The organism is Neobacillus sp. 204 (assembly GCF_046562815.1).
Taxonomy (GTDB): Bacteria; Bacillota; Bacilli; order Bacillales; family Cytobacillaceae; genus Neobacillus.
Map to the genome: position 1 here is coordinate 644,915 of NZ_JBJORY010000001.1, position 14,010 is coordinate 658,924.

Here is a 14,010-nt window from a genome sequence, read left to right on the forward strand (position 1 = left end):
TGTAACCAAATGATTTATACCATTAGGAAGTTACCTTATAGGTAAGATTATATTTACTATATAAATCGGATTGGCCATGAGGGCTTTATACCGTTAATTGGCACGCTGACTCTTGTCGAAACGACTCAACTATAAAACGAATGGTGCTTTTGTTGAGAAAAAGGAATTACAGGGTGCATTTAACAATAAAATTGAATTGGTTTCATTGTCCTTCATTGGTACATGATTAAACCAAAAGAATCCATATAAAGTAATTTAGAGCAACTACAGGTAAGCAATCCAATCTTTTATTACAGGGAGTTCGTCATCGCAATGGCGCGAAACCCATAACTTATTTTAGAATTTTCCAAATCAATAGTAAAAAAACAATTGTTATTTAGTGGAAGATATGTAAAGATTATATTGGTTATATACTGCGTCTTTTGAACTACATAAGCTCATTGTTATTTTACAGTAGGATAGCACTCTACTGTTTTTTTATAAGAATAATAGAAAATAAGGGGGAGAAAAATGGGCAAGAAAATAGCTTTAATAGGATTTTTACTTACGTTTCTGTATAGTTCAATAGCGTATGCACACCCAGGAAGAACCGATTCAAGTGGAGGACATACTTGCCGAACAAACTGTGGTAGCTGGGGACTTAGTACTGGGGAGTACCATTATCACAACGGGGCTGGTACAACATCCGGTAGCAGTTCTTCGAGTAAGAGCACAAATATAAATGACAAGGATTGCACAGATTTTGCAACATATGACGATATGATTGACTATTGGAATACTAAAGGTTATTCAGCTACTTACGATCCAGAAAACTTGGATGGTTGGGGGAATGGCAAAGTAGATGATGGGATTCCCTGCGAAGCTCCCGATGGTTATGATTTGACCTTGATTAATAACAGCCCTCAGCAAAAAGCTCAAATCCAAGAAGAAAAAGATAATACAAAAGGAGAAAAAGCTGGATATCCTGCTGGTCTTAATGATGGGTATAAAGAAAAACCGAGTAATATGTCAAAGGCAAATGGCTCTCAGGCATATAAAGTAGGTTATGCTGTTGGTTACAATAAAGGATATGAAGCTGGTAAGAAAAAAATAGAATCAGCAAAAACAAAGCAACCGATAAGGGATATGCTTTAGGGAAAAAACAAGATAAAATTGTTATCCCAGCTGTCTATAGATCCCACTCTGGGTTAAAAAAATCTTTTGAGGCTGGATTTAATAAAGCTGTAGCAGAAAGAGTAGAAGCTAAAAAAAAGGAATATAAAGAACTAGGTTACAGTGATGGAAAAAAAGATGTTAATTCTCCTCCTAAAGATGTGGAAGCAATGTATGTTAAGGCTTACCAGGAGGGATACGATAAGGGGCAAAGTGAATCAAAGAAAAGTTACATTAAGCAAGGATATGAAGCTGCATTTACTATGTTAAAATATCAGGCTCCCAAATTAAACAATGAGAAATTTACAGATTGGTATAAGGCTGGTTTCGAATCTAATAAAGAAATCAATCAAATAAAAAAAGAAGCCTATGAATTAGGAAAGGAAGGAGAAGATTTAAAAATACCGTCCAAATATAAAAATGCGGAACCGATATTTAAACATCACTATCAGTTAGGGTACAAGGAGTACGAGAACAAACAAAATAAATTAATGACGACTGGCGGAGTCGGTGCAGTAGGATTGGCTTTAGCAAGCGGAGTTTGGTACGGATTTAGAAAAAAACGGAATGCTAAATAAGAAATCCTTTTATATTTAGTTCAAAAAGTCAACTCTTCAGTTACCTAAGGGGAAATGAAATTAGGAGGAAACCATATGGGTTTTGGGTTTAGAAAAAGCTTTAAAATAGCTCCAGGTGTTCGTTTAAACGTAAGTAGTCGAGGGGTTGGTGCAAGTGTAGGAGTCAAAGGATTAAGGTACTCTGTGAACTCAAAAGGTCAAAGCAGAACTACAGTTTCTTTACCTGGAACTGGTCTTTCATACACTTCCGCTTCTGGTGGGAGCAGCCGTAGTCGAGGGAACTATAGGACCGCTTCATATCAGCGACAACTGGAATTGAACCGATTACAAAAGGAAAGAGAAAAGTTACAAGAGTTGCAACGAAATCGCTTGGAAGTGGATTTATTTGAAAATAAACTAGAAATGATTAAATCCATTCATAAAGAATGCGATGATTTTGTTGATTGGCAGGACATTAAAAATACAGAACCGCCATTCTTAAAAGGCAACCCGGGACCTCTAGAGCAGCAAGCTTTACAGGAACTGCAAAATTATAGACCTGGTTTAATGGCTAGAGTCTTTAATCAAGAAGAAAAGCGTGTTGAGGAGCTCCGAAAAAAAGTATTAGAAGCCCGAAAGAAAGACGAGGAAGAATTTCAGGAATGGAGTTCACTAACAGAGACGGCAACTAAGGTATTGCATGGGGATTTAGACACTTATTTTGAAGTCATAAAGGAGTTTGCCCCTCTAGATGATTTAAGTGAATTTGGAAGCGGATTTGAGTTCTTTCTTGAAGAACCACATACCATGGAAGTTGAATTTGATGTACAAACCAAGAAAGTAGTTCCGACAGAAATGAAAACCCTAACCAGTACAGGTAAAGTTTCCGTTAGAAATATGCCTATCTCCAAATATTACGATATTCAACAGGATTACGTCTGCAGCTGTACCCTTAGAATAGCAAGAGATATGTTTGCTCTCTTGCCGTTGGATAGAATAATTATTCACGCTTTGGATTCTCAATTGAATACGTCTACTGGTCATCATGAAAAAATCGTAGTATTATCTGTTAAAATTGATAGGACAACGCTGAATCGATTAAATTTTGAAACGATTGATTGCTCAGATTCCATGGTTAATTTCGAGCATAAAATGAATTTCCGAAAAACAAAAGGATTCGCACCGGTTGATAGGATACAAGTATAGGAGATGTTCAAATAACGTAGATTGGGGGGGAAAACCAATTTTTTGTTCATGTTCCTTTATAATAGAAAACTGTCAAAATATAAATAGAAAATAGGGGGTATTAATTTGGCAACATATTTTAGCTGGGTAGGATTTATCATTACGGCATTTTTTCTTGTCTCCGGGATTAATGGAATAAGAAAAGGAAATCCAAAAGTGAAAATGAATTTCCTCTTGATGATAGTCGGAATTATCATATGGTTGTTTGCTTCAGGAAATTCTGCTGCTATGATTTTATTTGCTTTAGGATTCATCCTGTCTCTTGTGTTCCTGGTCATGGCGATCATTTCATTGTTTAGAAGAAACGGAAAAGCAAAGAAGCAGTTTATGATGATGGTAGGAGCTATGGTAGTATGGATCGGAAGTGCCGCTATGATTCCAAATGACAAAAATGAAGCAAAAGTAGAAGCAACGGACGTAAAGAAAAAAGTGGCTGACCAAGCTGAAAAGAATGCAAAATTGAAAGCAGCGGCAATTGCTAAACAAAAGGCAAAAGAAGAAGCTGAATTAAAAGCCAAGCAAGAGGCAGAACAAAAGGCAAAAGAGGAAGCTGAATTAAAAGCCAAGCAAGAGGAAGAACAAAAGGCAAAAGAGGAAGCTGAATTAAAAGCCAAGCAGGAGGCAGAACAAAAGGCAAAAGAAGAAGCAGAATTAAAAGCCAGGCAGGAAGCAGAACAAAAGGCAAAAGAAGAGGCTGAATTAAAAGCCAAGCAAGAGGCTAAGGAGAAAGCAGAGGCAGAAGAAGCTGCAGCAAAGCCTGTTCAAACAACGGAAACTTCATTTGCAAATTGTACGGAACTAAGAAAAGTCTATCCTAAAGGAGTTCCGTCCACCCACGCTGCGTACCAGACAAAAATGGACCGTGACCATGACGATTATGCGTGCGAGCAAAACTAACTAAAGAAGGCGCAATTCTGCCTTCTTTTTTACTGGAGAAAAAGTGGTCGGTGTGAAAATTGCAGAAATAACCATTTTAAAAGAATCATTGCCAAATAGCTAAACCTTCTTCAACTAACGTAAGCAGGTTAGTTTAATAAAGATTAGAAATCGAATATAAACAGCAGTGAGGCTTGGGCGTATTACGGGAGGACAAGGGGGAGTATGAAAGTTCAGTGAAATGAATTAAGCAAAAAGGGAAAACATGGTATTATGTATTTAGGCAATTGTGTTTTTAGTGGAGGTGGATAGCATGGATAAGCCATCTGAGATTATTACTATAAGTGATCGAGATATAATGTCAGCCATTCAAGAAAATGGTTGGTACATTGACAAGGTAGAAAAAACGACTGAAAGATGCTTAGAAGCTGTTAAGCAAAATGGTCTTACATTAAAATTGGTTCCTAAAAATTTGCATTCTGTAGCTTTGTGTCTTGAGGCTGTTAAACAAAATGCTTTAGCTATAAAATATGTATCAAGAAAAATAATGACGGATGATATTTGCATAGAAGCCGTTAGAAATAAAGGAACAATAATAGCCTACTCCACGTATATTCCTGATGAGTTCCGAACAAAAAAGCTTTATCTTGAGGCAATAAAGCAAAATGGCAAAGCCCTTGAATATGTTCCCGATAAGTATAAGTCGGAAAGTTTTTGCAGAATAGCTATTATGCAAAATGGTTTAGCGCTCGAATTTGTTCCGAAGAACATTCTGTCAAAAGAATTATTCGTGTTAGCAGTTGAGCAAAACGGATTGGGCTTAGAATATGTGCCAAGTAAAAACAGAAGCAAAGAATTATGTAATGATGCTGTTAATAATAATGTATTGGCATTAGAGCATGTACCGAACAGATATAAAACGACGGAGTTGTGCAATGCGGCGGTAAACTCAAGTTGGAAAGCTTTTCTTTATGTGCCTGAGAGTATGTATACTTTAAATAATTGCCTTGAAATATTTGAACGGATATTAAGGGAATGCGACGATCTTTCTGAGATATCGTATAGTGACCGCTCTTGTGTTAGAGAGATAACAAACCGCTTGCCAGATAATATAAACCACGATATTCAAATTATCAGATTGGAAAGACAATTACAGGTACGGGAATTTAAGGGAAAATACTTTGATAAAGAAACACATAGATTTATTACAATAGAAAAAATATGTTATAGAGAAGAGGATGAAGTAAAAGAATTCGACTTATTTGTTGACTTTTATAAGCATTTAGATGCGGATTTGAAAAATGCCAATCTGCATGATTATGATTTTAAAGAGGTCAGTCTCGCCGATTTTAATATTGAAGGTGCCTATATTAACAGCGATGTATTAGTAGAACAACACATATATGACGATGCTTTTTACGCTGAAAATGTCAAAGATTATGATTCCAACACAGAGCTTATGATTTCTGCAGAAAATGAGGTAGTTGAGGCAATCTCTGTTCTTCATGATATCGATTTGGTTTCAGATGCCACATTAAATGATACTTCTTGCAAGATATACTATATTAGTGATATCCACCTCAATCATAAGCTTTTAAAAGCATTCCCAACGAATGCAACTGAATTGGAAGTTAAAATGTATATCAGACAGCTTGTAAAAAAAATGATTGATACTGCTACAGATAAATCTTATGACGACTACTTATTAATAGCGGGAGATATATCTTTTAACTTTGAAATATCGACTTTGTTTTATACAGAAATAGTCAAGTTTTGGAGTCATCGTCAAATAGTAGTAGTGCTTGGGAATCACGAATTATGGGATTTCAATCGACGCGGGATTGCACATTCTAATTTGCTTACATTGGATGAAATTATTCAGCAATACCGGGATTTGTTTTCAAGTCTAGGCATATGCTTTTTACAAAATGATTTGTTGCTTTCAAACGGAACGATTATTTCAGAAAAGCAATTGAAATCCATTGATCAGGACGAGTTGAAGCATATCTGCTTGAAAAGTCCTTTTGTGATACTGGGTGGATTAGGGTTTTCCGGATTAAATTCACAATTTAACGCCACGAAAGGAATTTATCGGCAAACCATTATGTCTTTAGAAGAGGACATCAAACAGACAAACCAATTTAAATTCATTTACAATAAAGTGAAAAGCGTTTTAGGCAACGATAAAGTTATTATTTTAACTCATACGCCAAAAGAAAACTGGTCGAATGAAGATTACAACCGCAACTGGATATATGTGAATGGACATACTCATCGTAATGATTACTGTTGTGACGAGAAAAAAACTTTTTATTCTGACAATCAAATTGGATATTATTCTACAAGCATAGGTGTAAAGCATTTTAAATTATCAAGGGTTTATGATATTTTTAAGTATTTTCCTGACGGAATTTATTCTATTTCGAGAGAACAATATTTGGACTTTAACCAAGGCGTTGAGATTAAAGTAACTTTTAATAGAGCAGGAACTATACATATGCTTAAAAACAATAATGTATATTGTTTTATACTTGAAAACCAGAACACAGGGAAAAAATATCTGTTAAATGGTGGGATGATTAATAATTTAGAACATAATGACATCAAATATTACTTTGAGAGAATGGCGTATTATTCAGATGCAATCAGAGGGTTATTTAGCGATTACAATCAAGCACTAAAATCCATATCTGATAGTATTAAAAAAATTGGCGGTATTGGTACAATCCACGGATGTATTGTTGATATAGATTTCTTTAATCACATTTATGTGAATCCGGTAGACGGAACCGTAACCCCATATTTTGCCTGGTCGATTGTTGATAAGAATATCTATCCAAATGTCAAAGCGCTTTTGTTAAATCAAAGAAAAGATTTATATGATAATTATATGAAACTTTTAGACGGAGAGAGCGAGGGCGTCAAGCTGTTGAAAGGTGAAATAAAAGCAGGAAGCATTGAAATATCAAGATTTATTCCGGATACTTATATGTATAGACCATCAAGAATAATGAAGTCATTACAGTACCTGACAGAAGTTAATGTTATAAGGATTTGGAACGATCGTATTATCGATTTTCAACTTCAAAGCAAAAATAAAGCAAAAAATTTGTCTGATAATAATAACGACACTTTGTTGCTATCCGTTAAACGAAACAGAAGCAATTAACGCCGCTTTTCAGCGGCGTTTCTTCGTGATTATGAAGTTGTTTAATGATCTTATAGATTAAGGAAATTCCGGTTGCGTATAAATAGTCGTTTATCTGCTTCGTTGGTGTCAACAGAGATTCCGGAACCATAGCTTAGTATCCAATATATAGGTAAATTCGTGCTTTATAAGAGTATTAAAATCATATGGATGGCTTTTCCTTCCCATTGGGTTATCGAATTTATTTTTCGGATTTGAAAAAATAAGGAAGAAAAATGGATATTTTATTTTTTATTGGGTTTGTTTTTATCTTAAATTTCATCATCAGCTTATTCCAGTAACGGGGGTGATACTTCAAGAAGGAGACCGCCCTTTTTCTTTTTGCACAAGAAAGATTGTGAAATATTGTACCTAAACTATCGTAAGCAGAATAGTTCAATAATGGAACCTATAAAAGTGAATAATTTGACATTTTTGTTGGTTCCATTGTTATATGCCTTCTGAAGTGCCCAAAAATGTTTCTGTCATTTATTCAAATTCATTCATACGGTCTCTGAAAAAGTCGTAGAAATACCTTACATTTTCAAGTTCCGTCCATCTATAGGTTCTCAATAGGGGAGCGTCAAGATTATAGATTTTAGCATCTAGTGTTCCCAACATAAATGGCGAATGTGTCGCTATAACAAACTGACAGTTAAAAAATCTAGCCAGTTTATTGATTTCTTCCGCCAACTGAATTTGGTTTGTCGGTGAAAGAGATGTTTCAGGTTCATCGAGCAGGTATAATCCATTAGGGGCAAGATACTCATCAAATATTTGCATGGATGTTTCTCCGTTAGAATACTTCTCATTGGCAAACTTCATAATCTCGATTTGTTTGTACATCTGTGAAGAGTGTTTCAACTTTTCCAAATTTTCCTTAGTATACCCCAATTTAGAGTGCTGGTACAGGTAACCTTCCTTAAGAACTGCTTCCTGCTGAATCTTCTTAATCTCATATAAAATATCTTCGCTTTTGATGTACTGACTATTAGGCGGTATTCGATTTGACTCTCCGTCACTCTTATTTTCTCCTAGGCTGTATGAACAATTCATCATGTAATCTGGCGGGTATGTATTATAACCATTAATTGTAAGGTCCTCAGCCCCCGTAATATTCAGCTTGTTTGCTATTAAATTTAACAATGTGGACTTGCCCGAACCGTTGTTACCATACAAAACTGTAATGTTATTAAAGACAAACACTTCTCCAGTTATTTTTCTAAACACATTGTATGGATAGGCATTAGGATTCTTGACTGTATGAGGGGAAAGTTTAAAGCTTTTTAAATATATCATATGGGTAAACCTTCCTTTGGGAAAATGAATAGCTATAATCAATACTATCATCATTTTACCACGTTTGCAGAAATATAGAGTGAAGGTTGAATTTATGTTGTTCAGCAACGCTTTTTCTTCTAAAGTGTAGGTATACCTTAGTCTATGAGGTATTATAAGTGTTAAATTAGACTATTCATACCTTCTCTTCTTACTATAGGGGTGCAAGAGTATAAGAATGGGACTGCTGCGGCAATCCCTTTTACTTATTGTACTAAAGGGGCAGTTTAGTTCAACAAGAAGAATAAAATAAATGATTAAATTTCCGTATTAAAAAAATAATGGGTATTGTACAATACTATTGTTTATAACAAAGAAAAAGTTTCTTTGAAAAAATATTAAAGATAAAACTAAAATGGAGTAACTTTATAGCAACCAAAAAAGCCCTGATTTCTGCACTTATCACTGTAATTCTTACTGTTGTTATTCGTGCCATACTTCGTACCAATGGCATCCACAATTTTCTTAGTGACAATTATATTGGAGGATACTTATTATATTTGGTCATTTTTTCATTTTGTTACTTATTTTTTAAAAGGCAGTCTGATAAATAAGACTTGTATATTAGAGAGGATATTAAAAATATCTTATCAATTATCAGGAGGATTTATAGAGTGAAGAATTGGGTAATTCGAGTTTTAGTTATTATTGCAGGGTTACTTCTATGGGCTGTTTTGAGAACTATTTCATTATCCTTATTAAACTAAAGAGTGCTTGAGTTTAATAACGGGAGGTGCTGCGGCACCTCTTTTGCTTCTTCAACAAACGAAGCCGTTTAGAGTAATAAGTTTTGGGGGATTTTTCATGAAGAATACGGTTACAGTTCATGATAAGATTCTCTGTAAAGAGGGTGCATTTTTTTGAGAAAAATTTTAAATAAACGTTTTTATTTTTATTTAGTGGCAGTCATATTAATATTTGGTGTTTTGGTTTGGAATCACTATTCTTGGTGGATAGCATTGTTTAATTCTATAGCTGTTGTGATTGTTGGAGTCTTACAATATAAACCTGTACAGAAAATAAATCGTTATCGTAAGCGATATTTTCCGAGGTGGGTGCAATCTCTAATAAATACTCTTCTTCTTCTAACTATGTTCAATTTTGGAAGCCATTTCTCCGAAATAACATTACTTTGGTTTTTAGTTTTTGCAGTGGTAATAGTAAATCTTATTTTTCCTGAATTACCTGAAAAATAGTAATGGTAAAAGGGCATTTTGGCAATACGAAACTAAACCCTATAAGATCCATTTTTTTTAAAAAGATCCGGGTCTCGAATTTTAGCTATATTTTTTTGACCATAATTACGCTATTGCTTCAACTGTTACTTTACAACCAAGAGTCTCTAATCGTTTGATAGATTGCTTGATCACGATTTCTTTCTTTCGTCGGTCAAAGTAATCTGCGCCCAACTCAATATAGGGTACTCTTCTGTTTAACATGTGATATGCAATTGTTAATATGGTATGTCCAACCGCAACTGCTGCGCGTTTTTTACCAACTCTTGCCGCCAAACGTTGGTATTGGGAAGATAGGTAGGTGTTTTTTGTCCTAGCTGCCGAATGTGCAGCTTCAACAAGTGCGGCTCGCAATTTTTTATTACCTTTTCTCGTTTTTCCGGACTTTTTTTTGCCAGCACTTTCATTGTTCCCTGGAACCATACCAGCCCATGAACATAAATGAGGAGCCGAAGGAAACTGGTTTGAAATATCTATGCCAATTCCGATTTCAGCCAAAAGTTGTTCGGCGTGACTTCTGCCAATTCCAGGGATAGAATCAAGCAATTCAATATCTTCTTCATAAGGCTGCATGCGTTGCTGGACTTCTTCACTTAACAGTTCAATCTGTTGATCCATAAAGTCAATGTGTGAAAGTTGAGTTTTTAACATCATCTTTTGATGGGGTCCAACGGATCCTACTAAAGCACGTTCTAAATCATCCTTTTTTTTCTTCAAGCTTCTTTTAGCTAGGCTTGATAATGTTTGTGGATCATTTACACCGTTAATAATCGCTTCAATCATTGCTCGACCTGAGACACCCATAATGTCAGTCGCAACTGAAGAAAGTTTAATATTAGCACCTTCTAGAACCTTTTGGATTCTACTAATCTCCCTAGCCCTTTCTTCAATTAGACTACGACGGTATCGAACTAACTCACGTAGTTCTCTTTGTTCCCTATTAGGGATATAACTGTGTTGAAGAAGACCGTGGCGAAGCAATTTCGCAATCCATTCTGCATCTTTAACATCAGTTTTACGTCCCGGAACAGCCTTGATATGAGCAGCATTTACAACCATCGGTTGTACTTCTTCAAGTTCTAGTAGATTGTAGATTGGCTTCCAATACACACCTGTACTTTCCATGGCAACATGAGTACATCGTTTGCTTTTAATCCAATCCACCAATTGGAAAAGTTCATGTGTCATGGTACCAAATGTTTCAATTTCTTTTCCTTTTGGAGTAATCGCGCAAGCGGTAATACTCTTTTTGTGAACATCAAGTCCACAACAGTGGTTATACACAACATCCATTAGTAAAACCCTTCCTAGGCTGAAGTAAATTAAGGCTGGTGCAACAACCATATAAGATTAATCTATCCTGCGTGCTTCTCATTAGAGAGCAACAATTTGTGGTGCACCTGGTCGTAGTGAATCAGTCTACCATGCGGGCTTAAAAACACCATAGTTGATCGACCTTCCTTCGCCAGCCGTATTATCAGGATTGACAGGAGGAAGGGGAGCTAGACTAGTATAAAAACATTTTCATTCATTTGATGGTGCCGCAACGCGGCATGCGTGTCTACCATGAAAATAAGTTTCTTTAAGATTAGAAAAATGACAATACTTAAGAAGACCCTTCTCAATCGTAAAAAAAAGAGGAGAGCGATAATTAATAAGTCTATGGAGTAGGGTTGACTGGATTAAGGTCAGTATCAGTATTGACACTTCCTATCCATTTTCATTCTCTGTGGTGCAGCACATTTTGTGCTACATGGATGGCTAACGGGTGCATTACTGGAACAACGGTAATGCTTTTTCTTATTGAAGTAATAGTTGTGAAAAAAAAAAATTAGAGATCCAAAACAATTAAAAGACTATTTTCATGTAAAATTCTAAATTTCCCCCAATTTCAATTGCCAATATTATTCAAATTGCAACAATAAATTAAATTATATTACATATTTTTCTATTTTATTTGACGAAAAACACCATTATTATTTTATTTCTTTTGAATTTATGTATAAAAATAGTAATTAGGGTACAAGAAAATTCCCCCAATGTACTCGATTTGATTTCTAACATATAAATATTAAGTATGATGAAGGAGGTGCGCGATGCAGTTAAGTACAAATCTTTAAGAGTTGCTTGATATTGTTTGCGAGAGTGTTAGTTTAGTACATTTGAACAAGGAGGAATAGGATGCTTGATATTACTAAAGGATCCGAAACAAGTTGTTGAAATAACAAGCAGTTAGAAAATTTATAGGATCGTCAAGGGATATCACATTTGCAACTTACAATCAACTATAAGTTACAGTAATAAGTCCACAGTTAAACCAATTGTAATTCAAACTATTTAAATCAACAGGAGGAATTAATATGGTTCATTTACGAAAGAAAAAATCATTTACATTTTTTCTTTGGTCCTTAATTTTCACCTTTATATTAACTGCAACCTATTTTCCTGGTAATTCCGTTCAAGCAGCTAGTTACCCTAACGATAAGGGAGCTAATATGGGGGCTAGCCCGAAGATCGGGTCTGACACCTTGATTGGTGATTTGGATGGTAATGGAAAAGATGAAATTATTTATTATGATTCTGCTACGTTGAAGTGGATGGTAGAATCTACAGAAAATTCTCCTCACATTCAACAAATCAGTTATACACCAAATTTTGGTAATTTAAACGGAAAGCAATACTGGGTTGGTAATTTTACCGGTTATGGAAGAGATGCTATTTTTTTAAATTGGAATTCCAGATGGTACATCGGTACCTGGTATGGGCAGTTAGGTAGTGGGAATAACATATCTTGGAAATCTATCAGCGATACAAGTTGGATGGGAAATTTGAATGATGGACGTCCGTTTTGGATCGGTGATTATAACGGTGATAAAAAAGATGATATTCTTTTTTATTCTCCCACAGATCGCAACTGGACGATGGGTACCTATAAATATGATGAAGATTTAATGATGTATAGATTATCCTGGAGTACCGTCGGCAATACACAAACAGATTATGGGTATGGACAGGTATATGATGGACGTCCGTTTTGGACCGGTGATTTTAACGGTGATAAAAAAGATGATATTCTTTTCTATTATCCCGGAAATTGCAACTGGCATCTCGGTACCTTTAACGGGACTAAGTTTACTTGGATAACAGCCGGCAATACACAAACAGATTATGGTTATGGACAGGTGTATGATGGTCGTCCGTTTTGGAAAGGTGATTTTAACGGTGATGGAAAAGATGATATTCTTTTTTATTATCCCGGAAATGGCAACTGGCATTTCGGTACCTTTAACGGGACTAAGTTTACCTGGAATACAGCCGGCAATACAAATGGGTTTGGACAGGTGTATGATGGACGTCCGTTCTGGACCGGTGATTTTAACGGTTATGGGGGAGATGATATTCTTTTTCATTTTCCTGCAGATCGTGGAGATGGCTCTTTTTGGATCGGCGTCTTTAATGGTAATCAGCTATCATGGACTCTAACTGGTTATGATTATCATGGGCGGCAATTTGGTATGACATATTATAATAACTGGAGGGGCGACTTTAATGGGGATGGAAGTGATGATCTTCTTTATGACTTCGATACCATAAGAGATTACCATCTTCTCTTTACATTTAACCAAAATATAAAAACTTCTTTTGGGTATTATTATCAGTAGTCCAGTAAATCCTGAATAACAGTATATCCTGAAATACGTTCGTCAAACGTTTTTGAGTTATGGGGCTGTTGACAAACTAATAGTAAATTTGAAGACCTGTGTAGAATTTATTCTATACAGGTTTTTTATGTGTGCCCGGCATGAGGGCAAACTCTAGGGTGCAAGTCCCGAACAGTGAAGGCAGTAGTAGCTGTAGCTCAAGACATGGGTATGCGGGGTGACTCTCATATCTGAAGGAAGTCCGCGGCAAATTTCAGCTCCGAGGAATACGAACCTTATACGAAGCTAGGTGACATTGGATGAGTCTGCATAACAAGACTAAGTCCTTTCTGCCGAAGGTGTCACAGAGTAAATGAGGCGGAGACATAGAAAAAAAGTTTGTACTCTTACCCGGGGAGAACCTGTCGGTACGCCATGCCCACATGGTAGGCATACTCGAAACGGGTGCGTTGAACGACAGGCGTCAGCAGAGGTCATAGTGCGTGCGTGGCAGCACGTTCATCAGGTGGGTTAAAGTCCCACTGAATCTCGGACTAGGAGATTCATATCCAAACTTGGGAGTAATGTCTCAAGGGCTGATGATTTATCATCAGAGGGCAGGGCGTCCACCGCGAGGTGGAGTCTGAAGGGCTTGAGGAGAAATACCAGGCTGTAGTGAAACGGGGCTACCCGAAATGCGAACCGGTCGGCCAAAGATGGGGCAAGGTCGAGCCTGCACTATGGAGGCGAAGGCACTACTAGTCCACCCATCGTACCAA

The 14,010-nt window shown here is 36.2% G+C and carries 9 protein-coding genes; 7 read left to right on the top strand and 2 right to left on the bottom strand.

The window, feature by feature from the left end; translation table 11 throughout:
- Positions 1-510 precede the first annotated feature (510 nt).
- The 5 genes from ACJ004_RS03205 to ACJ004_RS03225 all read left to right on the top strand — a co-directional run bounded on the left by ACJ004_RS03205 (position 511) and on the right by ACJ004_RS03225 (position 6,999).
- Entirely contained in the window at positions 511-1,134 is a 624-nt protein-coding gene (locus tag ACJ004_RS03205; RefSeq protein ID WP_410891075.1) for a YHYH domain-containing protein, read from the top strand.
- A 179-nt stretch (positions 1,135-1,313) separates the two neighbouring features.
- On the top strand, positions 1,314-1,730 hold the full coding sequence (locus ACJ004_RS03210; RefSeq protein WP_410891076.1) for a hypothetical protein: 417 nt from the start codon (positions 1,314-1,316) through the stop codon (positions 1,728-1,730).
- 75 nt (positions 1,731-1,805) lie between these two features.
- Positions 1,806-2,915: a DUF4236 domain-containing protein gene (locus ACJ004_RS03215; protein ID WP_410891077.1), complete on the top strand. Its 1,110-nt coding sequence runs from the start codon at positions 1,806-1,808 to the stop codon at positions 2,913-2,915.
- A 105-nt stretch (positions 2,916-3,020) separates the two neighbouring features.
- Positions 3,021-3,851 (top strand): excalibur calcium-binding domain-containing protein, encoded by an 831-nt coding sequence (locus tag ACJ004_RS03220; RefSeq protein ID WP_410891078.1) that lies wholly within the window; start codon positions 3,021-3,023, stop codon positions 3,849-3,851.
- 292 nt (positions 3,852-4,143) lie between these two features.
- The gene (locus ACJ004_RS03225; protein WP_410891079.1) at positions 4,144-6,999 is read left to right on the top strand and encodes a DUF4116 domain-containing protein; all 2,856 of its coding nucleotides are present in this window, start codon (positions 4,144-4,146) and stop codon (positions 6,997-6,999) included.
- Positions 7,000-7,506: 507 nt separating this feature from the next.
- Here ACJ004_RS03225 and ACJ004_RS03230 read toward each other — a convergent pair.
- Positions 7,507-8,367 (bottom strand): AAA family ATPase, encoded by an 861-nt coding sequence (locus ACJ004_RS03230; RefSeq protein ID WP_410891080.1) that lies wholly within the window; start codon positions 8,365-8,367, stop codon positions 7,507-7,509.
- Positions 8,368-9,215: 848 nt separating this feature from the next.
- On the opposite strand from ACJ004_RS03230, the gene ACJ004_RS03235 reads away from it, so the two are divergent.
- Complete coding sequence (locus ACJ004_RS03235; RefSeq protein WP_410891081.1) at positions 9,216-9,551, top strand: hypothetical protein; 336 nt, start codon at positions 9,216-9,218, stop codon at positions 9,549-9,551.
- 105 nt (positions 9,552-9,656) lie between these two features.
- Here ACJ004_RS03235 and ACJ004_RS03240 read toward each other — a convergent pair whose 3' ends face one another.
- A complete protein-coding gene (locus ACJ004_RS03240; protein ID WP_410891272.1) occupies positions 9,657-10,883 on the bottom strand; it encodes an IS110 family RNA-guided transposase in 1,227 nt (408 codons plus the stop codon).
- A 1,067-nt stretch (positions 10,884-11,950) separates the two neighbouring features.
- On the opposite strand from ACJ004_RS03240, the gene ACJ004_RS03245 reads away from it, so the two are divergent.
- Positions 11,951-13,252 (top strand): FG-GAP repeat domain-containing protein, encoded by a 1,302-nt coding sequence (locus tag ACJ004_RS03245; protein WP_410891082.1) that lies wholly within the window; start codon positions 11,951-11,953, stop codon positions 13,250-13,252.
- Positions 13,253-14,010 lie beyond the last annotated feature (758 nt).